Annotated in this window: 27 protein-coding genes; 9 read left to right on the plus strand and 18 right to left on the minus strand. The window is 56.6% G+C overall.

The genetic code is table 11. The annotated features are described in order from the left end of the window. The first annotated feature begins 19 nt into the window (after positions 1–19). The 3 genes from K7R23_RS16235 to K7R23_RS16245 are packed head-to-tail and all read left to right on the plus strand — an operon-like array spanning position 20 to position 2,650. Positions 20–718 (plus strand): phosphohydrolase, encoded by a 699-nt coding sequence (locus K7R23_RS16235; protein ID WP_012906253.1) that lies wholly within the window; start codon positions 20–22, stop codon positions 716–718. A gap of 50 nt (positions 719–768) precedes the next feature. Then, positions 769–2,202, plus strand: coding sequence for a DNA cytosine methyltransferase (locus tag K7R23_RS16240; RefSeq protein WP_012906252.1), 1,434 nt, complete (start codon positions 769–771; stop codon positions 2,200–2,202). Next, entirely contained in the window at positions 2,183–2,650 is a 468-nt protein-coding gene (locus K7R23_RS16245) for a very short patch repair endonuclease (protein ID WP_012906251.1), read from the plus strand. The genes K7R23_RS16240 and K7R23_RS16245 overlap by 20 nt, the downstream gene beginning before the upstream one ends. Here K7R23_RS16245 and yedA read toward each other — a convergent pair. Then, positions 2,642–3,562, minus strand: coding sequence for a drug/metabolite exporter YedA (yedA, locus tag K7R23_RS16250; protein ID WP_012906250.1), 921 nt, complete (start codon positions 3,560–3,562; stop codon positions 2,642–2,644). The genes K7R23_RS16245 and yedA overlap by 9 nt on opposite strands. A 177-nt stretch (positions 3,563–3,739) precedes the next feature. Between yedA and K7R23_RS16255 the strand changes: the two genes are divergently transcribed. The 3 genes from K7R23_RS16255 (at position 3,740) to dgcQ (ending at position 6,725) form a co-directional block, all read left to right on the plus strand. Further along, a complete protein-coding gene (locus K7R23_RS16255; RefSeq protein ID WP_024132724.1) occupies positions 3,740–4,651 on the plus strand; it encodes a DUF808 domain-containing protein in 912 nt (303 codons plus the stop codon). A gap of 76 nt (positions 4,652–4,727) precedes the next feature. Further along, a complete protein-coding gene (locus tag K7R23_RS16260; RefSeq protein WP_024132723.1) occupies positions 4,728–4,913 on the plus strand; it encodes a YodC family protein in 186 nt (61 codons plus the stop codon). A 117-nt stretch (positions 4,914–5,030) separates the two neighbouring features. Then, positions 5,031–6,725 (plus strand): cellulose biosynthesis regulator diguanylate cyclase DgcQ, encoded by a 1,695-nt coding sequence (gene dgcQ, locus K7R23_RS16265; protein ID WP_012906247.1) that lies wholly within the window; start codon positions 5,031–5,033, stop codon positions 6,723–6,725. On the opposite strand, the gene K7R23_RS16270 is transcribed toward dgcQ, so the two are convergent. Both K7R23_RS16270 and yodD read right to left on the minus strand, forming a co-directional pair. Then, positions 6,722–7,537, minus strand: coding sequence for a mannosyl-3-phosphoglycerate phosphatase-related protein (locus tag K7R23_RS16270; RefSeq protein WP_012906246.1), 816 nt, complete (start codon positions 7,535–7,537; stop codon positions 6,722–6,724). The genes dgcQ and K7R23_RS16270 overlap by 4 nt on opposite strands. Before the next feature lie 288 nt (positions 7,538–7,825). Further along, entirely contained in the window at positions 7,826–8,053 is a 228-nt protein-coding gene (gene yodD, locus K7R23_RS16275; protein WP_012906245.1) for a YodD family peroxide/acid resistance protein, read from the minus strand. Between the two features lie 128 nt (positions 8,054–8,181). On the opposite strand from yodD, the gene dsrB reads away from it, so the two are divergent. Further along, a complete protein-coding gene (gene dsrB / locus K7R23_RS16280) occupies positions 8,182–8,370 on the plus strand; it encodes a protein DsrB (protein ID WP_024132722.1) in 189 nt (62 codons plus the stop codon). Between the two features lie 53 nt (positions 8,371–8,423). Here dsrB and rcsA read toward each other — a convergent pair whose 3' ends face one another. The 14 genes from rcsA to fliF all read right to left on the minus strand — a co-directional run bounded on the left by rcsA (position 8,424) and on the right by fliF (position 19,908). After that, a complete protein-coding gene (gene rcsA, locus K7R23_RS16285) occupies positions 8,424–9,047 on the minus strand; it encodes a transcriptional regulator RcsA (RefSeq protein WP_012906243.1) in 624 nt (207 codons plus the stop codon). Between the two features lie 280 nt (positions 9,048–9,327). Beyond that, positions 9,328–10,122, minus strand: a complete 795-nt coding sequence (gene fliR, locus K7R23_RS16290) for a flagellar biosynthetic protein FliR (RefSeq protein WP_012906242.1) — start codon at positions 10,120–10,122, stop codon at positions 9,328–9,330. Between the two features lie 9 nt (positions 10,123–10,131). Beyond that, complete coding sequence (gene fliQ, locus K7R23_RS16295) at positions 10,132–10,401, minus strand: flagellar biosynthesis protein FliQ (RefSeq protein ID WP_012906241.1); 270 nt, start codon at positions 10,399–10,401, stop codon at positions 10,132–10,134. A 9-nt stretch (positions 10,402–10,410) separates the two neighbouring features. Then, positions 10,411–11,148, minus strand: a complete 738-nt coding sequence (gene fliP / locus K7R23_RS16300) for a flagellar type III secretion system pore protein FliP (RefSeq protein WP_012906240.1) — start codon at positions 11,146–11,148, stop codon at positions 10,411–10,413. After that, entirely contained in the window at positions 11,148–11,522 is a 375-nt protein-coding gene (gene fliO, locus K7R23_RS16305; RefSeq protein ID WP_012906239.1) for a flagellar biosynthetic protein FliO, read from the minus strand. Before fliO ends, fliP begins: the two co-directional genes overlap by 1 nt. A gap of 2 nt (positions 11,523–11,524) precedes the next feature. Further along, on the minus strand, positions 11,525–11,938 hold the full coding sequence (gene fliN, locus K7R23_RS16310) for a flagellar motor switch protein FliN (protein ID WP_012906238.1): 414 nt from the start codon (positions 11,936–11,938) through the stop codon (positions 11,525–11,527). Next, on the minus strand, positions 11,935–12,939 hold the full coding sequence (fliM, locus tag K7R23_RS16315; RefSeq protein WP_012906237.1) for a flagellar motor switch protein FliM: 1,005 nt from the start codon (positions 12,937–12,939) through the stop codon (positions 11,935–11,937). Before fliM ends, fliN begins: the two co-directional genes overlap by 4 nt. A 4-nt stretch (positions 12,940–12,943) precedes the next feature. Further along, positions 12,944–13,411, minus strand: coding sequence for a flagellar basal body-associated protein FliL (gene fliL / locus K7R23_RS16320; RefSeq protein WP_012906236.1), 468 nt, complete (start codon positions 13,409–13,411; stop codon positions 12,944–12,946). Positions 13,412–13,515: 104 nt separating this feature from the next. Further along, positions 13,516–14,703, minus strand: coding sequence for a flagellar hook length control protein FliK (gene fliK, locus K7R23_RS16325; RefSeq protein WP_012906235.1), 1,188 nt, complete (start codon positions 14,701–14,703; stop codon positions 13,516–13,518). Next, entirely contained in the window at positions 14,700–15,143 is a 444-nt protein-coding gene (gene fliJ, locus K7R23_RS16330; RefSeq protein WP_012906234.1) for a flagellar export protein FliJ, read from the minus strand. The genes fliK and fliJ overlap by 4 nt, the downstream gene beginning before the upstream one ends. Positions 15,144–15,164: 21 nt before the next feature. Next, complete coding sequence (fliI, locus tag K7R23_RS16335) at positions 15,165–16,535, minus strand: flagellar protein export ATPase FliI (RefSeq protein ID WP_012906233.1); 1,371 nt, start codon at positions 16,533–16,535, stop codon at positions 15,165–15,167. Beyond that, a complete protein-coding gene (gene fliH, locus K7R23_RS16340) occupies positions 16,535–17,242 on the minus strand; it encodes a flagellar assembly protein FliH (RefSeq protein ID WP_012906232.1) in 708 nt (235 codons plus the stop codon). Before fliH ends, fliI begins: the two co-directional genes overlap by 1 nt. Then, a complete protein-coding gene (gene fliG, locus K7R23_RS16345; protein ID WP_012906231.1) occupies positions 17,235–18,233 on the minus strand; it encodes a flagellar motor switch protein FliG in 999 nt (332 codons plus the stop codon). Before fliG ends, fliH begins: the two co-directional genes overlap by 8 nt. Beyond that, positions 18,226–19,908: a flagellar basal-body MS-ring/collar protein FliF gene (fliF, locus tag K7R23_RS16350; RefSeq protein ID WP_012906230.1), complete on the minus strand. Its 1,683-nt coding sequence runs from the start codon at positions 19,906–19,908 to the stop codon at positions 18,226–18,228. Before fliF ends, fliG begins: the two co-directional genes overlap by 8 nt. A 216-nt stretch (positions 19,909–20,124) precedes the next feature. Between fliF and fliE the strand changes: the two genes are divergently transcribed. Next, positions 20,125–20,439 carry a flagellar hook-basal body complex protein FliE gene (gene fliE / locus K7R23_RS16355; protein WP_012906229.1) on the plus strand — a complete coding sequence of 105 codons (315 nt, stop codon included), beginning with the start codon at positions 20,125–20,127 and terminating at the stop codon, positions 20,437–20,439. Between the two features lie 115 nt (positions 20,440–20,554). Then, on the plus strand, positions 20,555–20,863 hold the full coding sequence (locus K7R23_RS16360) for a hypothetical protein (protein ID WP_012906228.1): 309 nt from the start codon (positions 20,555–20,557) through the stop codon (positions 20,861–20,863). A 128-nt stretch (positions 20,864–20,991) separates the two neighbouring features. Here K7R23_RS16360 and K7R23_RS16365 read toward each other — a convergent pair whose 3' ends face one another. Then, positions 20,992–21,939 carry an omptin family outer membrane protease gene (locus K7R23_RS16365; protein WP_012906227.1) on the minus strand — a complete coding sequence of 316 codons (948 nt, stop codon included), beginning with the start codon at positions 21,937–21,939 and terminating at the stop codon, positions 20,992–20,994. Between the last annotated feature and the right edge of the window lie 158 nt (positions 21,940–22,097).

Here is a 22,097-nt window from a genome sequence, read left to right on the forward strand (position 1 = left end):
TGAATGCACCGGAGGCAATGTGGATCTTCAGTACTGGCAGTCGCAATTTGAGGAGTGGCTACTGCGCCATTACCATCAGCAGGACACCGCGCACGACATTTTTCATTTTCGTCGCGTTTGGGCGACATCGCGACAGCTCAGCCAGGGGCTGGCGGTGGATGAACTCGTCATACTGACGGCCTGTTACTTTCATGACATTGTCAGCCTGGCTAAAAATCACCCTGAGCGGCACCGTTCATCGGTGCTCGCTGCCGCCGAAGCCCGGCGTGTTCTCCTCTGCGATTTTCCGCAATTTCCGCCATCGCGGTTAGCCGCCGTCTGTCATGCTATCGAGGCCCACAGTTTCAGCGCCGGGATTGCCCCCGTCACCCTGGAGGCGAAAATCGTTCAGGATGCCGACAGGCTTGAAGCGCTGGGCGCGATTGGCCTGGCGCGGGTCTTTGCCGTCTCGGGCGCAATGGGCGCAGCGCTTTTCGACGCCGAAGATCCCTTCGCCGAACGGCGGGCGCTTAACGATAAACAGTATGCGCTCGATCATTTCCGCACGAAGCTGCTGACCTTGCCGGAAACCATGCAAACCGGACGGGGGAGGGAGCTGGCGCGCAGCAACGCTCAATTTCTGGTGACTTACATGGCAAAACTCAGCGCAGAGCTGCAGGGCGACTATGAAAATATCGATCGCGCGGTGATGGACGTATTCAACCTCAGCCACTCGTAACGCCAATTTTATGTTAACCTGACAACACTCTTTTTTGGCCGGTTAAAGATATGCAGCAAACTCTTTCATTAGCAGGTTCGTCGAGCCCCGTGACGGATCACAGCGCGGAATCCCTTCAGGCGATGCTGGCGAAATTATCAGAAATTTATGATGTTAAAACGCTGGTGGCGCAGCTAAACGGGGTTGGCGAGAACCACTGGAGTCCGGCCATTTTAAAACGCACGGTGGCGAATGCATCGCTCTGGCACCGGCTAAGCGAGCGCGAAGCGGCGCATCTGCGCACTCTGCTTCCCACGCCGCCTGTTCATCATCCTCACTACGCCTTCCGTTTTATCGATCTATTTGCCGGCATCGGCGGGATTCGCCGCGGGTTTGAAGCGATTGGCGGCCAGTGCGTGTTCACCAGCGAGTGGAATAAACATGCGGTGCGCACCTATAAAGCCAACTATTATTGTGACCCGGCCAGCCACCGCTTTAATGAGGATATTCGTGATATCACCCTGAGCCATCGCGAGGGGATAAGCGATCGGCAGGCTGCGGAACATATTCGCCAGCACGTACCGCAGCATGACGTGCTGCTGGCGGGCTTTCCCTGCCAGCCGTTTTCGCTGGCTGGCGTGTCGAAGAAAAACGCGCTGGGGCGGGCCCACGGCTTCGCCTGCGATACGCAGGGAACGCTGTTCTTTGACGTTGTGCGCATCATTGACGCGTGTCGTCCGCCGATCTTTGTTCTTGAAAACGTTAAAAACCTGAAGAGTCACGATGGAGGGAAAACCTTCCGCATCATCATGCAGACCCTGGATGAGCTGGGCTATGACGTGGCGGATACCGATGATAACGGACCCGACGACCCGAAAATTATTGATGGAAAATACTTCCTGCCGCAGCACCGTGAACGTATCGTCCTGGTCGGTTTTCGCCGCGATCTTAATCTGAAAGGCGACTTTACCCTGCGCGACATCAGTACGCGCTACCCGCAGCGGCGCACAACGCTTGCTGAACTGCTTGAACCGGTCGTCGAGGCTAAATATGTACTGACGCCGGTCCTGTGGAAATATCTCTACCGTTATGCGAAAAAGCACCAGGCGAAAGGAAACGGCTTTGGCTACGGTATGGTCAGTCCGTCTGACCCAAACAGCGTCACGCGAACCCTGTCCGCGCGCTATTACAAAGACGGCGCGGAAATTTTGATCGATCGCGGCTGGGATTTCGCCAGAGGCGAAAAAAACTTCGACGACCCGGACAATCAGCAGCACCGACCGCGCCGCTTAACGCCGCGCGAATGCGCGCGGCTGATGGGCTTTGAATCGCCGCAGGAGTACCAGTTCCGTATTCCGGTCTCCGACACCCAGGCCTACCGCCAGTTTGGCAACTCGGTGGTCGTGCCGGTGTTCGCCGCAGTGGCGAGCCTGCTGGAAGAAAAAATAAAACAGGCTGTCGCGCTGCGCCAGCAAGAGAGCGCCTGTGGCGGACGTTCACGATAAGGCGACGCGCAGTAAAAATATGCGGGCCATCGCCACCCGCGACACCGCTATCGAAAAGCGGCTGGCCGGTTTGCTGACGGAACAGGGGATAAACTTCCTCGTGCAGGACGCATCGCTTCCCGGCCGCCCTGATTTCGTTATTGATGACTATCGCTGCGTGATTTTTACTCACGGCTGCTTCTGGCATCACCACCACTGTTATTTGTTCAAAGTTCCGGCGACGCGGACCGAATTCTGGCTTCAGAAAATCGGCAAAAACGTCGAGCGCGACCACCGCGATATTGCGCGCTTGCAGACACTCGGCTGGCGGGTAATGATTGTCTGGGAGTGCGCCCTGCGCGGGCGGGAAAAGCTCAGCGACGCGGCGCTGACGGAACGTCTGGAAGAGTGGATCTGCGGGGGCGGCGTCTCCGCGCAGATCGACACGCAGGGCATGCACCTACTGTAGCGTTTTCTCGCTTTCCTGCGCTGTGACCACCGTTCGGGCCGGAAACAGATATTTCCCCAGCGTCACCAGCACGACCGCAAAAACGATCACGCCGAGCGCCAGCCATTCTATCGGCGCCAGCCGTTCACCGCCGAGCCCTGTCCCCAGTAATACCGCGACCACCGGGTTCACATAGGCATAGCTGGTCGCCAGCGCGGGGCTGACGTTGCGGATCAAATACATATAGGCGTTAATGGCGATGATGGAGCCAAAAACAGTCAGATATCCAACCGCCAGAAAACCGGACAGCGAGGGCAGGGCGGTCAATTTTTCCCCGCTTAACAGCGAAGCGCACATCAGCAGCAGACCGGCGGCAAGCATTTCAATCGCGCCCGCCATCATCCCCGTCGGCAGCGTAATGCGTGAACCGTAGACCGAGCCAAAAGCCCAGCTGATGGAGCCGATCAGGATTAAAATGGCGCCCCACGGATTACCGCTTAAGTTGCCGCCGCTGTTCAGCATGATGATTCCCGCCAGCCCAATCGCAATGCCCGCCCACTCCAGCTTACGCGTTTTGATGCCAAAGAAATGGCTGAAGCACAGCGTAAACAGCGGGACGGTCGCCACCACCACGGCGGCGATGCCGGAGGGGACATTCTGATGTTCCGCGACGGTGACCAGACCGTTACCGACCGCCAGCAGCAGAATGCCAATCAGTGCCGCGTTAAGCAGCGGACGCAGCGGCGGGAGCCGATGCCCGCGCAGAAGCAGAAAGGAGAGCAGCAAAATGCCCGCCGCGAGAAAACGCACGCCGGCCATCATCAGCGGCGGCCAGCTTTCCACGCCGATGCGGATAACGAAATAGGTGGAACCCCAGATGATATACAGCGCGAACAGCGCGCTGAAAAGCGGTAATAACTGCCGAAAACGCATAATCACTTACGTCCGAAATATTAACGAGCAGTATAGTAAACGCTAAAATTATCGAGCTGGCGAGAGATATAATGCCCGCCTTCTGTTAAAAAAATGTTGACTAATAACACCAGTTTCCGGCTTGCGCGTTTTACTCCATACTTACTCCTTTACTAAAGGAAAATTGAGGGACTTATTTTGGCAGGAAGTAGTTTACTGACGTTACTCGACGATATCGCCACGCTGCTGGATGACATTTCCGTAATGGGAAAGCTGGCCGCCAGGAAAACCGCCGGCGTGCTGGGGGACGACCTGTCGCTTAACGCTCAGCAGGTCACGGGCGTAAGAGCGAACCGCGAACTGCCGGTGGTCTGGAACGTGGCGAAAGGCTCGCTATTGAATAAGGTGATTCTGGTGCCGCTGGCGTTGCTGATCAGCGCTTTTATCCCCTGGGCCATTACCCCTTTACTGATGATCGGCGGCGCTTTTCTGTGCTTTGAAGGCGTAGAGAAAGTGTTGCACACCCTTGAGTCGCGTAAGCACAAAGAAGATCCGGCTGAACGCAGGAAGCGTCTGGAAGCGCTGGCGGCGCAGGATCCCGTCGCGTTTGAAAAAGACAAAATCAAAGGTGCGGTACGTACCGATTTTATTCTGTCGGCTGAGATTGTGGCGATCACGCTCGGGATTGTCGCCGAAGCGCCGTTGCTCAATCAGGTGCTGGTGTTATCCGGAATTGCGGTACTGGTGACTATCGGCGTTTATGGGCTGGTCGGCATTATCGTTAAGCTGGATGATATGGGCTACTGGCTGGCGGACAAAGCTAATGTGCTGGCGCAAACGCTGGGTAAAGGGCTGCTGGCGATCGCGCCGTGGCTGATGAAATCGCTGTCGGTGATCGGTACGCTGGCGATGTTCCTGGTCGGCGGCGGGATCGTGGTGCACGGTATTGCGCCGCTGCATCATGCTATTGAACACTTCGCCGCGCAGCAAAGCGCCGCGATTGCGCTGGTGTTGCCAACGCTGCTGAACCTGGTGCTGGGCTTTATCATTGGCGCTATCGTGGTTGCGCTGGTGAAGGCGGTAGCGAAAGTACGCGGCGTGGCGCACTAAATATTCGCTTTGCACCAGGCAAAAGTCGCCATCCTCGTCTAAGGTGAAAACGTTTCTCGTGATACAGGAGGCAGGTATGGTCTTTTTGGTCAGTGAGGAAGTTACCGTGAAAGAAGGCGGGCCGCGCATGATTGTTACCGGTTATTCCAGCGGTATGGTGGAATGCCGGTGGTATGACGGTTATGGCGTTAAGCGGGAAGCTTTCCATGAGTACGAGCTCGTGCCCGGCGACGCAAAGCGTTCGCGTGATGAGGCCCGATAATAGAGCGCCCGGCAGACGTCGGGCGTTTTATTAAGCCAAAAAGCGTTGCGGCGGCGATACATAAGGTACTGCGTTATGCCAGGATTAGAAAAGCAATAGCGAGTAGGGAGCGGTCAGGTGCCGCACGAAACAACGACGGAAAACTGGGGCTGGCTGAAAAAGCTGGCGCGTCGATATGGTCCAGGCCACGTCGTTAATCTCTGTTTTTTAATTGTCATGATCTTTTCCACCCTCCTGACCTGGCGGGAAGTTGTCGTACTGGAAGAGGCCTATATCGCCAGCCAGCGCAATCATCTGGAAAACGTCGCCAGCGGGCTGGACAAACAGCTGCAGTTTAATATCGATAAGCTCCTTTTTCTGCGTAACGGGATGCACGAAGCGCTGATCACGCCGCTGAATTTTTCCGCCCTTAAAGATGCCGTTAGCCGTTTCGCAGAGTTGCGAGTTACGCAGGGGTGGCAGCTTGAGCTGGACAAGCGCCGGACGCTACCGCTGAACGGGGTATCTGACGCGTTTGTCAACCAGAGTCATTTTCTCTCCCGCGACGGCGAAGCGCTGAGCAATGAGCTGACCGCCGCGCTGGAAGTGGGCTATTTGCTGCGGCTGGCCCCGACCCAAAGCTCCATGGCGCACGAGGCGATGTATGTTTCACGGGCCGGTTTTTATGTCTCCACCCGCTCCACGCCGCTTGCCGGAGAAATAGCCTCCCGCTATTACGATTACGTTATTCAGCCCTGGTTTAATGAGCAGTCCCAGCGGCAGAACCGCACGCGCGCCGTGCGCTGGTTTACGACCCCTTCGCCGCAGTTGAGCCATGACGAGCAGCTGGTTACCGTCAGCGTACCGCTGGACAGCAACCATTACTGGCACGGCGTGCTGGCGATGAGTATTCCTCTTGCCGGGGTGGAACGGTTTATGGAGGAGGCCATCGATAAAGACGTCGAGGGCGAATATCAGCTTTACGACAGCAGACTGAGGATGCTGGCGGCCTCAACGCCGGAACTGCGCAACGCCAATACCTTTGACGCGCGCGAACTGGCGATGCTGGCGCATGACATCGAGCACGACACGGAAGGCGGCCTGCGCATGGGAAGCCGCTATATTAGCTGGCAGCGGCTGGACCATTTTGACGGCGTTCTGGTTCGCATCCATACCCTGAGCGAAGGCGTACAGGGGGACTTTGGCAGCATCAGTATCGCTCTGGTGATGCTGTGGACCCTGTTCACCGCCATGCTTATCATTTCGTGGGTGGTTATCCGCCATATGGTCAGCAATATGTTCGAGATGCAAAGTTCGCTGCAGTGGCAGGCCTGGCACGATACGCTGACCCGGCTGTACAACCGCGGCGCGCTGTTTGGAAAAGCCCGCCATCTGGCGCAGCGTTGCCAGGCGCAAAAACAGCCGTTCTCGGTCATTCAAATCGATCTCGACCATTTCAAAAGTATTAACGATCGCTTTGGTCATCAGGCGGGCGATCGGGTACTGACCCATGCCGCGAGTTTAATCAGCGGTACGCTGCGGGCGGACGACGTTGCCGGGCGCGTCGGGGGAGAGGAGTTCTGCGTAGTGCTGCCGGCGACGACGCTGGCGCAGGCAGAGGCGATTGCTGAACGGATCCGTCAGCGGCTCAATGAAAAAGAGTTGCTGGTGGCGAAAAGCACGACGCTGCGGATCAGCGCATCGCTGGGCGTCAGCAGCGCGCAGGAAAACGATGATTACGATTTTGAACAGCTACAGTCGCTGGCCGATCGTCGGCTCTATCTGGCGAAACAGATGGGACGCAACCGGGTTTGCATAACGGACCGCGGTTAAGAGACGTCGAACAGATGCGTCAGCGCTTCGCGCCAGCCTTCCGGCCCTTCATGTTGCGTACGGTAAACCTGCGGCGCGGCCTCAGGGGGTAAAACGACGCCTTCACGGCTCAGCCCCTTAACGATAACCGCATAATCCATTGCCGCAAGCAGAGGCGCGTCGTTAGGGCCATCGCCAAGGCCGATGCAGATCGGCCGGGTTCCCCACTGGCGCTGATACTGGTCAATCAGCCAGTTTGCCGCCCGCTCTTTCCCGGCGCTCGTCGCCAGCACGTGCCAGAAGCGCGCCCCTTCGACAAACTGTAACCCCTGAGCCGCAAGCTGCCGGGAAAATTCCGCCATGCGCTCATCACTGTCACGCCAGATCAGGGTGGCGGAGGCTTCCTGCAGGCGCGCTAAGCTGGCCTGAGCGTATGGCAGACCGGTCCATTCGCCGATGGTGGCCTCATCGACATCGTCAAAGGTCGTGAATTTATAGTGCGCGTGCTCGCGTAGCTTATTGAGCGTCACGCGGATCTCGCCGTGCGTGGCGTCGGAGGAGAGGCGCGGGAAAGCGGGGTCCGCCTGCCAGCGGCTATCCGGTTCAGTGACCGCGCCGTTTTCCGCGATCATCGGCAACCCCTGCAGACCCAGCGATTTTTGAATGAACGCCATTTCAGCGGCGGTTTTACTGCTGCACAGGATGACGGGAATATTTTTCTCGCGCAGGCGAGCGAGCCACCCGGCGGCAGGCTGCCAGTCATAGGTATGGCTGTCCAGCAAGGTGCCATCCAGATCGGTAAAAATCAGCACCGGATCGTCGAGTGAAAGCATTTCTGTTCCCCATAGAAAAGTACGGCCTTATGCAAGAAAAATCCTAAAACCGCGAAAGTGTGAGTGGAAACGATCCCGCTCCCGTCAGGCCTGTGGCGGCGTCTGCGATAACCATTAGTAGGATTAATCATTCATCGAAAAAATATTTGCTTGTCATGCAAAAAAATTGCAGATAAGGTTTACCGCACATCAGATTTCCTGGTGTAATGAATTTTCAAGTGCTTCTTGCATCAGCAAGTTTAATCCCGACCCGTCAGGGTCGGGATTTTTTTCGCCATTCGCCAGCGTTTAGCGGTTAATTTCCGTTACGCTAAAATCATGGATATCCAGTTCAAACGCTTCCGCCAGTTCATGCCAGGTATGATATTCACGTCCATCGACGCTGACTTTTTCCGGATCGCTTCCGCTACGATGAACCTCGCTTTCGCTAATTTCATTGATAGCAGCCAGTAGCGCGTCAACGTCGACGCTGACTTCACGTTTTGCGGTATCGCTGTACTCTTTTGCGGTTTTCATCTTTCCCTCTCACATAGCCTGATGACAGCCTAAGTATAGACCGTTGAGAAAACCCGCAGTCGCGCCTTGCGCACGCTGTCAGCAGGCGATTTTTGTTCTACACTGGCAAAAGCCACAGGAGGAAAAAGATGAAGGTAAATGATCGGGTTACAGTCAAAACGGACGGCGGTCCTCGTCGCCCGGGCGTGGTACTGGCAGTAGAAGAGTTTAACGAAGGCACAATGTACCTGGTTTCGCTGGAAGACTACCCGCTCGGCATCTGGTTCTTTAACGAATCGGGGCACCAGGACGGTATCTTCGTGGAAAAAGCGGAGTAGGGTTGCGACGCCGTATCATCCCGGCTGGTGGGCGCTCCACCAGTCGGGACGGATCAGCGCATGTTAACAAATATGCCGTTGGTTACATTATCCGCCAGCCTGACGACATGATAGATAACCTGTTTGTTATGCGTCTTGATCTTGCGTTTTATATTTCCCTTGTGGGATGACACCGTTTTCGCTTTGATGTTCATTTGATCCGAAATTTGAATCGTACCCTGGCCTTCCATCCACATGCGTAACATGCTGGATTCCGTTCGGCTTAAAGAGAGCGTCGGTAAATTTATTATGCTGGCCGTATTGGCCTCTTTTTTCAGAATATCGCCAAGCAGATCGTCCAGTGATTGTGGTTTTATTGATTTAGAACTGATCAACAGTTTTTTTCTGACCAATAAGTATTCGTCAAAATGAACGTTGGCAATTGCCATAAAAACAATAAATAACGTATTGGGATGCTGATTAATGATTTGCTTTATATGTTGACTGTCGTTTGGGTCATGGATAAAACAGTCCTCATTAATAAACACCACAGAAGGCCGGTGCGTTTGACAAGCGATATCGAGTTCCTCAACGGTCTCGATGTCGTTGATTTCCCTTTTCTTCACCCCTCTGCTGACCAGATACCCGGTTAAACCTAGCCGGGTGTAACTGCATAAATCCATAATAATCGTTGACATGGCATACCCTCACTCAATGCGTAACGATAATTCCCCTTACCCGAAAAACTCATCACTACTTTACGGAACAGGACTTTTCACCCAATGAGACGCTTTTGCGATTTTCAGGCGGACTTACTATCCCGTAAAGTTACGTATAATTTGCCTGGAATTGTCTTAAAGTAAAGTAAATGTTGCGTTATGTGAGTGACGTAAAAACAAATAGGAGAGGGCAACGATATGCTGGCAGATGTTTTCCGTATGCTAAATTAGGATAATCCTTAGTATAATCGGATAAATATTAGGGTTTATTTATCGCCGGTAATTCACTAACAATATCAGCTAACAAGTTGAAAATTTCGCTAAATAGATGTTCACAGAAAGGCGCAATCAACGGCATTAATGCCGCGATAAGCGTCATGCCGACGGTGAGGGTTAGCGGAAAACCGATAACAAATATTGATAGTTGCGGCGCCATTCGATTTAGTAATCCCAGCGCCAGATTGAGCGTTAAAAGCATAGTGATCACCGGTAGCGCCAGCATTAATCCATTCAGAAAAATCAGACTGCCCGCGCTGGCCAGCGCCAGAAACGCGTTGCTGTTCACCGGATCGCCGCCGATGGGCAAAGTATGAAAGGTATAGACCAGCAGCGAAATCAGCCACAAATGGCCGTTAAAGGTCAGGAACAGCAGCATCGCCAGCATATCAATGATGCGCGCCAGCACCGGCATGTTCAGACGGCTGCCCGGATCGACAAAGGTGGCGAACGAAAGCCCCATCTGCAGACCAATAATTTCCCCGGCGGTTCGCACCGCCGCAAAAGTGAACTGCATGGTAAAGCCCAGCGCGATGCCGATCAGAATTTGCTGCATGGCCAGCCACAGCGCGTTGAAAGAGAACACCGGCACGTTGTGCGGCGGCAGCGCGGGAGCGATGACCACGGTAATGATAATGCCCAGCCCCAGCTTCACCCGTTTGGGGATGACGCGTTCGCTGAGAATGGGGGCGGTGGAGATCAGCGCCAGTACCCGCAGCAGCGGCCAGAAATAGAGACTTAGCCACTGGAGCCACTGATCGCTGGTTACCTGCAGCATGGCATCGACTTAACCAATGATATATGGCAGGTTGGTGAACAACGTTCGCACGTAGTCGAGCAGCAGATTGAGCATCCACGGGCCGGCAATAATAATGGCGGTAAACACCGCCACAATTTTCGGGATAAACGACAGCGTCATTTCGTTGATTTGCGTGGCGGCCTGCAAAATGCTGATAGTCAACCCTGTCACCAGCGCGACCAGCAGCAGCGGGGCGGCAAGGGAGAGGGCCACTTTCATCGCCTCAGTACCTATCATCATGACCGATTCAGGTGTCATTTTTTGCCTCTAACTGTAAAAACTTTGCGCAAGCGAACCGACCAGCAGCTGCCAGCCGTCCACCAGCACAAACAGCATCAGCTTAAACGGCAGGGCGATGGTCGCCGGCGGCACCATCATCATCCCCAGCGCCATCAGCACGCTGGCGATCACCAGGTCGATGATCAGGAAAGGGATAAAGATGGTAAAGCCGATCTGAAAGGCGGTTTTCAGCTCGCTGGTGACATAGGCGGGAAGCAGAATACGCATGGGAACCGCCTCCGGCCCCTGTAACGGGCCGCTGTTCGCCAGACGGGCAAACAGCGCCAGGTCGGCTTCGCGGGTCTGGCGCAGCATAAATTCGCGCAGCGGCTGCGCCCCTTTATCCAGCGCCTCCTGCATCGAGATTTTTTCTTCGCTGAACGGCTGATAAGCCTCAACGTAAATTTTGTCGATCACCGGCGACATGATGAAAAAGGTCAGGAACAGCGCCAGCCCGAGCAGCACCTGGTTTGGTGGCGCGGAGGGAGTGCCAAGCGCGTTACGCAGCAGCCCAAAGACGATGATGATGCGGGTAAAGCTGGTCATCATCAGTAAGATTGCCGGGATAAAGGTCAGCGAGGTGATAAATACCAGCGTCTGAACGGGGAGCGACCAGCTCTGGCCGCCGCCGGGCAGCGGCTGGGCCACCAGACCCGGAAGCTGCGCCAGCGCAACGGGGCTGAAAAGCCATAAGCCGCTCAGCGTAAGGGATAACAAACGGCGCATCAGGATCTCCCGGAACGCTTTAATAAATTCGCCAGCATGGCCTGAAAATTAGCGGGCGCAGGCGGCGTTTCTGCTGGCGCAGCAGGATTTGGCGGCAGGGTATGCAGGACGGCGATCTGTGAGGCGGTGACGCCGAGCACCAGCCGGGCGTCCTCAACGTCGACAATCACCACCCGCTCACGGGGGCCCAGCGAGGTACTGGCGGAGACTTTCAGTCCGCGCGCGCTGCCGCTTTTTGGCGCAAAACCCAGACATTTAATCAGCCAGCCCGCCGCCAGGATTAAGATGATAATTCCCGCCAGCGCACCGCTGACCTGCATCAGCGGCGAGCCCGGAATGGCGGAAGGCTGTTGAACGGTGGTCTGGGTTTTCATGCTTAACGGCTCAGACGACGCATACGCTCAGACGGCGTAATAATGTCGGTAATGCGTACGCCGTACTTATCGGCGACCACCACCACTTCACCCTGCGCGATCAGATAGCCATTGATCAGAATATCCAGCGGTTCGCCCGCCAGTCCGTCCAGCGCCACCACGGAGCCCTGCGTCAGGCGCAGCAGCTCTTTGATGGTCATGCGCGTGCGGCCTAATTCCACGGTCAGTTTGACCGGGATATCCATAATCAGATCGATATCCTGTAGCGTGCCGCTGACGTCGCCACCGCCAAGCTGCTGGAATACCGCATCGGCGGCGCTCTTCGCCGGGGTTGTTTTTTGCTCGTTTAACGCGTCAGCCCACAGATCGTCCAATGCGCCAGTGTTCTCATCAGACGGATTATTCATGTCACTCATTTGGGCTGTTCCTCATTCAGCGAATTCAAAATCGGGTTAATCAAATGTTCCACGCGTAGCGCGTACTGACCGTTTACCGTGCCGTATTGGCTGGTCAGTACCGGCACACCGTCCACATGAGCAATAATGCGGTCTGGTTTTTCAATCGGCAGCACATCGCCGGGTTGCAGTTTCAAAATCTGCGAAAGACGCAGCGGAATATCGGCAAAATTCGCTACCAGCTCCAGTTCGGAGTGCTGGACCTGGCGCACCAGATTGTCGCGCCAGTTCTGATCCTCATGGCGTGAGTTTTCCAGCGGCGGGTTAACCAGCATTTCGCGCAGCGGTTCGATCATGCTGAACGGCAGGCAGATATTGAACTCGCCGGTCAGGTTGCCGATTTCAACGTGGAAAGGCGTATTCACCACGATATCGTTCGGCGAGGTGGTAATGTTGGTGAATTTCACCTGCATCTCAGAACGCACGTACTCCACTTCCAGCGGGTTAATCGCCTTCCAGGCGTCGCTGTAACCCTCCAGCGCCAGCTTCAGCATCCGGTTGATCACCCGCTGTTCGGTATGGGTGAACTCACGGCCTTCGACCTTTGTCGGAAAACGACCGTCGCCGCCGAACAGGTTATCGACGGCGATAAATACCAGGCTCGGCGAGAACACCACCAGACCCGTACCGCGCAGCGGCTTCAGATGGATCAGGTTGAGGTTGGTCGGCACCGGCAGGTTACGCGCAAATTCATGGTACGGCTGAATGCGGATCGCGCCGACGGTGATATCCGGGCTGCGGCGCAGCAGGTTAAACAGCCCCATACGGAACTGGCGCGCGAAGCGCTCATTGATGATCTCCAGCGCCTGAAGGCGCTCGCGCACCACGCGACGCTGGGTATTCGGGTCATAGGGACGAATATCGCTTTCGCCCGCGATGCCCGCCGTTGGTTCGTCTTTCGTCTCGCTGTCGCCGTTCAGCAGCGCATCGATTTCAGCCTGAGAGAGAATACTGTCGCCCATGTCGTTACCGCAGAATAAAAGCTGTATACAGCACGTCGGTCACGACCTGCTTCGGTTGTCCGGCGACGAGCGGCGGGGAAAGCGTCTCTTTAATGGCGGCGATCAGCTGCTGCTTACCGTCTTCGGTCGCCAGGACCGCTGCATCCTGACGGGAGAACAGCAGCAGCAGGCGGCTGCGCACTTCCGGCAGATACTCATTCAGACGCGCGCGCGTCGCCTCGTCTTTCAGGCGCAGCGTAATGCCGATATACAGAACGCGATCCGCATCGCCCAGATTGACGGTAAAGGTATCAAGGGCGAAAAACACCGGCGCGGGCGGCGGTGGCGGCGCTTCCTGGGCCGCAGCCGTCGGCTGTTGCTGCATACGCCAGTAGCTATAGCCTGCGGTAGCGCAGGCGGCGAGGGTAATGATTACCAGCAGTGGGAGCCAAACAGAGCGTTTGCTCTTTTTGTTAATTGCGGAATCGGTCATCTGATACGGGCTTCCTGTTTCGGTACAGCTTATGGGCTGATTATCCCGTGTCCTGACCACGGCAAAGCGTGGAAAAGACGCGGATAATCGTGCTACCTCTGGCGTTAGGCGAAGATATCGACGGCGCCGATACCGCGAGCGGCGGACTGAAGCGTGGCCGGGGCCGCCAGTTCGCCGTCATCATCACCTGACAGCAACGCCTGTCCCGGCGTGCGCGACGCGTGCTGTTGCTGAGAAGAGGAGTGCTGTTGACCGGCAAAACTTTCGCTGCTGATATTGCTTTGCCCCAGCTGAATGCCGCTTTCCGCCAGCTGCGTGCGCAGGACCGGCAGGGCGGCTTCCAGCGCGGCGCGAACGTGGCTGTGCGCCGACACCATCTGTAACTGCGCCTGGTTATCATCCAGCCTGAGCGAGATATGCACCTGGCCGAGTTCTTCCGGATGCAGGCGCAGCTCCGCGCTTTGCTGTCCCTGTCGGGTGAACAGCGTAATGTGCTGGCTGAGCGATTGCTGCCACTCATGGCTGCCGAGCGGCGCGCTCAGCACCGGCGCGGTAGTGGCGGGCTGCGGTGAGTGCTGTGCGGCGCTGGTCATCACCAGAGCGGGGGCAACTGGCGCAGCGGCGGCTTCAGGCGTTGCGCTGGCCGCCGGGACGACGAGCGGGGAAGCGGTCAGATTCTTCGCGTTCTCCGCCGCTACGCCCTGCGGGGACGTTTCCGCTTTGTCTTTTTTCAGATCGTCACTGGCGAAGAGAGTGGTGTCCCGGGCGAGCGACCGGGCGTCTGCGTTCAGCGAGGCGCCAACCTCTGCATTCTGCGAGGCAGGCGGCGGGGTTAATTGCGGCTGACCCGGTAGCATGGCAAACAGGGCGCTCAGGCTGGCGAGATCTTCATCGCTCAGCGCTGCCTTATCATCGTCTTTGTTAGCCGACTGGCTCAGGGCGGCGAGGGCACTGTTTTTCTGCGCGGGCGTAAGCGCGGAAAGCAGGGACTGCGCATCGCCAGGCGCTTTTTGCGCCATCTCAGCCTGCTGCTCCTTGGCGGCGAGCATATCGGCAAGTTTTGCCGCCAGCGACGTTTCACCTTCCTGCGACAGCAGACCCTTTTCCAGCTTATCGCCGGCAGCCTGCAGATCGGCCAGCGTCAGCGGCGCGTCTTTACCCGGCGTGCTGTCTGCGCCGAGCGCGCCTGCCAATAAGGTCAGAAAATTTTCGGCGGTGTCTGCCGCTTTCCCGGGCGGCAGGCCGGAAGTCAGGTCTGTCTCTGTAGTGGCCAGTTGGGGCAAGGTGATCATTCGGGTTTCCTCATTGCGGCGCGCTGCGCAAATTCATCCATTTTTTTCTGATCCAGGCGGTTTTCGGCCAGCAGCGCCGCCGCGTTCTGTCGGTCCTGTAACGTCTGCCATGCCTGGAGCCGTTGCTTTTTCTCCCGCCAGCTGTTCAACGCCACGTCGACTTTATGCGTCCACTGGGTTAACTGCTGACGATGCTGTTCAATCGCTTTTTCCAGGGTCTGAATAAACTGCTGATAATTAATCCAGCGATTGCTGGCGATCCCCTGGCTCATGTCGTTGTTCAGATTGCTGCGATACTCATTCTGATATTCAATCAGCATCCTGAGCTGTTCCTCCGCCTGCTGAAAACCGCGGCGCATTTCCCCCAACAGCAGAGCGGCGTCGTCCACCTCTTTTTCGGCGAGATCTTTGAGCGTTGCCAGTGCGCCATGTTCTGCCATGATCGTTACCCTCCTGCTTTATCACCCCGCCGGGAAAATCAGATCCAGAGCCTGCAGGGAATCCTCCCAGTCAGCCCGTTCAAAAATACCTTGCTGAAGAAACGCCTCCAGCTGCGGCCAGAGGGCGATAGCTTTATCAAGCATCGGATCGCTGCCTTTGGCATAGGCGCCAACGCTGACCAGATCGCGGTTACGCTGAAAACTCGACAGCAGTTGTTTAAACTGGCGCACTTTCGCGTAGTGCTGTTCGCTAATCAGCGCCGTCATCGCACGGCTGATCGAGGCTTCAATATCGATAGCCGGGTAGTGTCCGGCTTCCGCCAGCCGCCGCGACAGCACGATATGACCGTCGAGGATCGCCCGCGCCGAGTCGGCAATCGGGTCCTGCTGGTCGTCGCCTTCGGTCAGGACCGTATAGAACGCGGTGATTGAGCCGCCGCCGTGGATGCCGTTGCCCGCACGCTCTACCAGCGCCGGCAGTTTGGCGAATACCGAAGGCGGATAGCCTTTGGTGGCGGGCGGTTCGCCGATCGCCAGCGCAATTTCACGCTGGGCCATCGCATAACGGGTGAGGGAGTCCATAATCAGCAGCACGTGCTGGCCGCGATCGCGGAAATCCTCTGCGATGCGGGTGGCATAGGCGGCGCCCTGCATGCGCAGCAGTGGCGAAACGTCCGCCGGGGCGGCAATCACTACCGAACGCGCGCGTCCGTCCGCGCCGAGAATATTTTCGATAAAATCTTTCACTTCGCGGCCACGTTCGCCGATCAGCCCGACGACAATCACGTCGGCGCGGGTATAACGCGCCATCATGCCGAGCAGGACGCTTTTGCCGACGCCGGAACCGGCGAACAGCCCCATACGCTGGCCGCGACCGACGGTCAGCAGGGCGTTGATGGGCCGCACGCCGGTATCCAGCACATGCTCAATCGGCGTGCGCTGGAGCGGGTTAAACGGCTGGGTGATCAGCGCGCCGGTTTCGGTGGTGTCGGGGGAGGGCAGGCCGTCAAGCGGCTTGCCGCTGCCGTCCAGCACGCGGCCTAACAGCGCCGGACCGAGCGGCAGTTGTTTACCGCTATGCAGACCTTCGCTGGCGATGTTTTTGGCGTAAACGCGCGCGCCGGGCAGAATGCCTTCGACCTCTTCCAGCGGCATCAGAAACAGGCGCTGGCCGTTGAAGCCGACGACTTCGCTTTCCACTTCGCGGGTTTCATTACCTTCCAGGCGCTCAATCACGCAGGTCGCGCCGAGCGGCAGCTGCAGCCCGGTCGCCTCCAGCACCAGACCGGTGGCGCGGGTCAGCCGTCCGTAACGGCGAACCGCCGGAAGCAGCGCCATTCTGGCTTCAAAATGATCCAGCGTATTCAGCCAGCGGGTGAGGCGCGAAGTCATCAGACGACTCCTGGCGCCGCGAGGCGGCAGAGTTCTTGCCAGCGAGTGGCGACGCTGGCGTCCAGATCGCCCTCATCGGCGGAAACCTTACAGCCGCCGTGATGCAGCGTTGGATCGCCGCGCAGACGCCAGCCGTGCAGGCTGAGGGTGGCGCCAAGCATCTCTTCCACGCGCTGTAAATCGTCGGGATGTACGCGAAGCTGCGGCTTGCCGCTGAACAACGGCTCCTGTTGCAGCAGCTGCTGAATTTGCTTAATCAGGGCCGAATTATCGACGGCGGGCGTCTGACCAATGACCTGACGCGCGGCTTCCAGCGCCATCTGCATCAGGCGCGAGGCGATAACGCTGTCCAGCGCATCCAGCGTATTCTGAAACTCGCTGACCAGCTGTTGCATCCGCGCATGAATCGGCGCCTGCTGGCTTCGCGCCTGGGCCTGACCCTGTTCGAGTCCTTGCGCCAGTCCCTCCTGATAGCCCTGCTCCTGACCGGCCTTGCGTCCTTCCGCCAGTCCCGCGTTATACCCCTGTTCATGGGCTTCGATTTTCAGCTGCGTCAGCTGTTGCTCAAGCAGTTGTTCCGGGTTCAGTGCCGGTTCGCCGTCCTCTTCCGGCAGCGGATCGTCGCTGTGCTCCATCGGCGTGAACTCCGCCTGTGGCGGGGCGAGATCGTCCGGCGTCCAGATTTTCCACGACAGTTCATCAGACATAGGTGTCCTCGCCGCTGCCAATCACCATCTCGCCGGTTTCCGCCAGACGACGCACAATAAGCAGAATTGCTTTCTGTTCGTTCTCCACCTGAGACAGACGCACCGGACCGCGGTTGGCCAGGTCGTCGCGCAGAATATCGGCGGCACGCTGGGACATATTGCGCAGGAATTTCTCGCGCAGCGGCTGCTCTGCGCCTTTGAGGGCAATCAGCAGCGATTCGGAATCCACTTCCTGCAACAGGCGCTGGATGCTGCGATCGTCGACATCCACCAGGTTTTCGAACAGGAACATTTCGTCGATGATCTTCTGCGCCAGCTCGCCGTCGAATTCGCGCACCGCGGAGATAACCGCCTCTTCCTGCTGCGTTTTCATCAGGTTGATAATTTCCGCCGCCGTTCTTACGCCGCCCATTTTGCTGCGCTTGAGGTTCTGGCCGTCGAGGAGGCCGTTGAGCACTTCGGTCAGCTCTGCCAGCGCGGCAGGCTGTACGCCGCCGAAGGTGGCGATACGCAGCATCACGTCATGACGCAGACGTTCATCGAACAGCGCCAGAATATCCGCCGCCTGTCCGCGTTTGAGGTGCACCAGAATGGTGGCGATAATCTGCGGATGTTCGTCGCGAATAAGGTCGGCGGCGGTTTGCGGCTCCATAAAGTTGAGCGTTTCGATGCCGCTGGCGGTATCGCGGGTTTCGAGAATATCTTCCAGCAGGCTGGCGGCGCGCTCTTCGCCCAGCGCTTTCACCAGTACGGAGCGCAGATATTCGTTGGCGTTAATATTGAGCGCGGCAAACTGTTCGGCTTCCTGCTCAAACTCCGCCAGCACGTCGGTAAGCTGCTGGTTTGAGATTTGACGGACGTTCGCCATCGCCGCGCTCAGGGTTTGCACTTCGCGCTGGGAGAGGTGTTTGAACACCTCCGCCGCACGATCTTCGCCAATGGTCATCAGCAGGATGACGCTTTTATCGGTACCGGTAAGGGCGTTACTCATGATCGTTACTCATCCACTGGCGAATGACCAGCGCCACAACGCGCGGATCGTTATCTGACATTTCGCGAATACGCTGACTCAGCACTTCTGCGCCCAGGCGCTGATTCGCCCGCTGCTGCTGAGTCTGTTCATCTTTACTGAGCCGGACTTCCACGGCCTCTTTGGTTTCCTGACGCAGCTGTTCACGCTCACGGGCGGCTTTCGCCTCTTCAGCGCGGCGCTGCAGCTGCGGACGCACCGCTTTACGCCACAGCAGCCACCCTACCAGCAGCACCAGCAGCCAGCGTCCGGCGGAGAACAGTTGCTCAATAAAGAACTGCTGCTTCCAGAACGGCACTTCGCCTGCGTTCTCGTCCGTGGCGCTGAACGGTGAGTTGACCACGTTGAGGGTATCGCCACGCTTATCAGAGAAGCCCATCGCCTCACGGGTCAGATTCTCAATCTGCTTCATCTGATCGGCAGTCAGCGGCAGCGGCTTACCGTCCGACGGCGTTTTGTAATTGACTACCACCGCAACGGAGAGGCGCTGGATATCGCCAACGTTCATTTTGGTATGGCGAATCGTCCGGTCGACTTCGTAGTTGCTGGTTTCGTTACGCTGGGTATTGCGCGGACCAACAGCGTTGTTAGTGGAGGTCTGCTGCGCGTTCTGACCATTCTGCGCATTTTGCTGATTCGCCGGCGGCGTGGTAATCGGCGCGGCATTGGCTGGCGCAGGCTGGTTGGAGAGGGCGCCCGGCACGCCGCCCGGCAGACCGGAGCCGATCTGCTCGCTTTCATTCACCTGACGCGAGCGGAGCGCCGCCTGGGAGGCATCGCCGTTCGGGCGGTACTGCTCTTCCGTCTGTTCTTTATTGGCGAAATCCAGCTGCGCGGTAACCTGCGCATGGACGTTGCCGTTGCCGACAATCGGCGACAGGATAGATTCAATGCGGCGCTGAATGCGGTTTTCCACATCGCTGGCGTATTTCAGCTGGGCATCATTAAGGTCGCGGCTGCTGGTATTTGACTGCGTAAGCAGACGCCCGCTCTGATCGACCAGCGTCACGTTGCCCGGCGGCAGGCCGGCGACCGCGCTTGAAACCAGATGCACGACCGCGCTGATCTGTCCTTCATCCAGCGCCCGACCCGGTTCCAGATTGATGGTGACCGAGGCGGAAGGGGATTTTTGCTCACGGACAAACAGCGACGGCTTCGGCATGGCGAGATGCACGCGCGCGCGTCTGACCGGGCCGAGCGTTTCGATGGTGCGCGCCAGCTCGCCTTCCAGCGCGCGCTGGTAGTTGACCTGCTCGCTGAACTGGCTGATGCCGAACTTCTCCTGATCCAGCAGTTCAAAGCCGACCGCGCCGCCCTTCGGCAGCCCTTGCTGCGCCAGACGCAGGCGCAGTTCATGGACTTTATCCGCCGGGACTTCAATCGCGCCGCTGCCTTCCGTAAAGCGGTAGGGGATATTCATCTGGGTCAACTGAGTGACGATGGCGCCGCCGTCCTGATCGGACAGATTGCTGAATAAGGTGCGGTAGTCCGGCGATTTCGCCCACAGCACCATCGCCACGATAATCGCGACGGCCGCCGAGCCGGCGATAATCAGCGGGATTTTAGGGTTCGCGCGCAGGCGATTAAGCCACTCGAGAGGTTTAAGTTGGGTTGCAGCCGATGCAGTCGCGTTCATCTCGCACCTCGTGACTGTTCATAGGCGGCTTTAATGGCAAAGTGGAACAAGACTCACTCCCGGGTCAGCAAAATCGAAAAATTGACGGTCACATTATTTGCGGTTTCGTTTTTTTCTATGCGCCAAAAACCGTCGTTTTTTATCGCTAATTAACGCCTTTATCTTATTGACAAGCTGGTACTCTCTGCTGTGTAAAAAACCATCCAGAGGATTATCATGTCAGCAATACAGGGGATTGAAGGGGTCATCAGCCAGCTGCAGGCCACGGCGATGGGCGCCCGCGCACAGGAGACGTTGCCGCAGCCGACCGTGAGTTTTGCCGGTCAGCTCCACGCGGCGCTGGACCGCATCAGCGACCGGCAGACCGACGCGCGCGTACAGGCAGAGAAATTCACGCTTGGCGAGCCGGGCATCGCGCTTAACGATGTGATGACCGATATGCAAAAAGCTTCGGTTTCTATGCAGATGGGCATCCAGGTGCGCAACAAGCTGGTAGCGGCGTATCAGGAAGTGATGAGCATGCAGGTGTAGGTGTTCTGATCTAATCAATAAAAAGTATGCGCTGCATCATAATAACTGGCATGCATTGCGGCTATTTTTCATGGCCGCTGATTTCAGATAAATCCAAATGCCAGAGTAACAATAAATGAAAATATTGATGATGATTGTAGCCGTCACTTTTTTAGCAGGTTGTACCAGCGATACGCGCTCTATGTGGCATAGCCGCTATGCGTTCAAAACGGTAGGTCAGGTTGCTGCAATGTGTGACGATGGCGATCGGGACGCATGTTATGCGGCTCGCGACATGGGGGCGATGCAGGTGGGTCTGAATGAAGCTAATCAGACGATTCAACAGCAACAAGCTCAGCAAGCCGCTATTGATGCAGCTAACCGGCCTGTTACGACTAACTGCACGCCGACAATCGGTGGTGGAATGAGCTGCACGACGTTCTGATGAACACGGCATTATCGTGATGTTCGTGTAACGCAGCCCAGGAGTAGCGATCCGCATTACGGCTGTTTGGTTTTCCGCATAAGACGTCCTGCTGTTTTACGTCGGGCCTGACAGCCCGACGAAAGTGCTCAGAAGGTATATTTCAGGCCGACAGTGGCCATAAAGCTGTAGTTTTCAATGCCGGCAACGTTTTTAGCGCGATCGGAAGTATTATCGTTACGATCGTAAAGCGTTGAGTCCCCTTTTTTATTGGTTACGCGACTCCATACGCCTTCAAGATATACTTTTGCGTCGGGGGTAATAAAATAACCCGCATTCGCGCTAACAGAATAGTAATTTTGGTCTTTAACTTTACTGCGGAAGGTGATCCCGCGAGCGTAATGTTCATCATTATCCGATGCCCGTACCCAGCCGCTGTATTTAAAGGCGCCGCCAACTTCAATGCTATCGTAACGATAGTTTCCGGTAAGTCCGATATAAGGCATTTTATAGCGCTGTTTGTAGCCTATTCCTCTTTCGCCATCGGGGAATGAGCCATTTTCATTTCTGAAACCGCCATCTTCACTGTAAATATAAGTGCCTCCCGTGGCGTTAAAGCTATAGCGACTTTGCTGGTAGCCTGCCATCAGGCCAAATTGATAGTCTGGCTGGTTTAAAATCCAGCCTTTCATATTCAGGTCAAATTCATTGGCGTAGTTGAGGCGGGTATTGGGATGTCGGCTTTCATCGGTCCATGTTCCGGCGTTGCTGGCGTCCAGCCAGTCCTTATCAACCATATTGGCCCCGCGACCGGCGATTGTGCTCCAGCCTGCCGCGCCGACAGAGAGCCAGGGCATCAGATCCCAGTTAATTGCCCCTTTAATTATTGCGGCATTATTGTATTTCCAGTCAAGTTGACTGACTTTTCTGCCGCCTTCTTCTGGCTCGTAAACGCGTTCTTTTGTTTTCCCGCTCAGCGTCCCCAGACTAATATCGGCGCTAAGCTTTTCAGGGGTAAACAAACCGGATTCGCCAGACGCCAGACAACTGAACGCAACGGGGGCGGTCAGCATGATTCCCAGAAGTTTTATACGCATAGTGATGACTCCATTTTGTCAGGTTTAATTATCAGGCAATTATTTTTATACCCGCTCCTGTTAGTCAATTATGCAAGGTAGTGTTGTTTGGCTTTTGTTTAAGTTAATGAGAAATAAAGCCACGATTAATGTGGCCGCAATAGCGTGCGATGGATAAG

Origin of the sequence: Citrobacter rodentium NBRC 105723 = DSM 16636 (assembly GCF_021278985.1) — a bacterium.
Lineage (GTDB): Bacteria > Pseudomonadota > Gammaproteobacteria > Enterobacterales > Enterobacteriaceae > Citrobacter_A > Citrobacter_A rodentium.

Excerpts from the sequence above, each read along its gene's own strand:
- fliP (WP_012906240.1), bottom strand. The coding sequence starts at position 11,148 with ATGCGCCGTTTGTTATCCCTTACGCTGAGCGGCTTATGGCTTTTCAGC.
- fliH (WP_012906232.1), bottom strand. The coding sequence starts at position 17,242 with ATGTCTGATGAACTGTCGTGGAAAATCTGGACGCCGGACGATCTCGCC.
- fliE (WP_012906229.1), top strand. The coding sequence starts at position 20,125 with ATGTCAGCAATACAGGGGATTGAAGGGGTCATCAGCCAGCTGCAGGCC.
- K7R23_RS16365 (WP_012906227.1), bottom strand. The coding sequence starts at position 21,939 with ATGCGTATAAAACTTCTGGGAATCATGCTGACCGCCCCCGTTGCGTTC.
- dsrB (WP_024132722.1), top strand. The coding sequence starts at position 8,182 with ATGAAGGTAAATGATCGGGTTACAGTCAAAACGGACGGCGGTCCTCGT.
- fliM (WP_012906237.1), bottom strand. The coding sequence starts at position 12,939 with ATGGGCGACAGTATTCTCTCTCAGGCTGAAATCGATGCGCTGCTGAAC.
- yodD (WP_012906245.1), bottom strand. The coding sequence starts at position 8,053 with ATGAAAACCGCAAAAGAGTACAGCGATACCGCAAAACGTGAAGTCAGC.
- fliO (WP_012906239.1), bottom strand. The coding sequence starts at position 11,522 with ATGAAAACCCAGACCACCGTTCAACAGCCTTCCGCCATTCCGGGCTCG.
- fliG (WP_012906231.1), bottom strand. The coding sequence starts at position 18,233 with ATGAGTAACGCCCTTACCGGTACCGATAAAAGCGTCATCCTGCTGATG.
- yedA (WP_012906250.1), bottom strand. The coding sequence starts at position 3,562 with ATGCGTTTTCGGCAGTTATTACCGCTTTTCAGCGCGCTGTTCGCGCTG.
- K7R23_RS16260 (WP_024132723.1), top strand. The coding sequence starts at position 4,728 with ATGGTCTTTTTGGTCAGTGAGGAAGTTACCGTGAAAGAAGGCGGGCCG.
- fliN (WP_012906238.1), bottom strand. The coding sequence starts at position 11,938 with ATGAGTGACATGAATAATCCGTCTGATGAGAACACTGGCGCATTGGAC.
- fliQ (WP_012906241.1), bottom strand. The coding sequence starts at position 10,401 with ATGACACCTGAATCGGTCATGATGATAGGTACTGAGGCGATGAAAGTG.
- K7R23_RS16360 (WP_012906228.1), top strand. The coding sequence starts at position 20,555 with ATGAAAATATTGATGATGATTGTAGCCGTCACTTTTTTAGCAGGTTGT.
- fliR (WP_012906242.1), bottom strand. The coding sequence starts at position 10,122 with ATGCTGCAGGTAACCAGCGATCAGTGGCTCCAGTGGCTAAGTCTCTAT.
- fliI (WP_012906233.1), bottom strand. The coding sequence starts at position 16,535 with ATGACTTCGCGCCTCACCCGCTGGCTGAATACGCTGGATCATTTTGAA.
- fliF (WP_012906230.1), bottom strand. The coding sequence starts at position 19,908 with ATGAACGCGACTGCATCGGCTGCAACCCAACTTAAACCTCTCGAGTGG.
- fliL (WP_012906236.1), bottom strand. The coding sequence starts at position 13,411 with ATGACCGATTCCGCAATTAACAAAAAGAGCAAACGCTCTGTTTGGCTC.
- rcsA (WP_012906243.1), bottom strand. The coding sequence starts at position 9,047 with ATGTCAACGATTATTATGGATTTATGCAGTTACACCCGGCTAGGTTTA.
- fliK (WP_012906235.1), bottom strand. The coding sequence starts at position 14,703 with ATGATCACCTTGCCCCAACTGGCCACTACAGAGACAGACCTGACTTCC.
- K7R23_RS16270 (WP_012906246.1), bottom strand. The coding sequence starts at position 7,537 with ATGCTTTCACTCGACGATCCGGTGCTGATTTTTACCGATCTGGATGGC.
- fliJ (WP_012906234.1), bottom strand. The coding sequence starts at position 15,143 with ATGGCAGAACATGGCGCACTGGCAACGCTCAAAGATCTCGCCGAAAAA.
- K7R23_RS16240 (WP_012906252.1), top strand. The coding sequence starts at position 769 with ATGCAGCAAACTCTTTCATTAGCAGGTTCGTCGAGCCCCGTGACGGAT.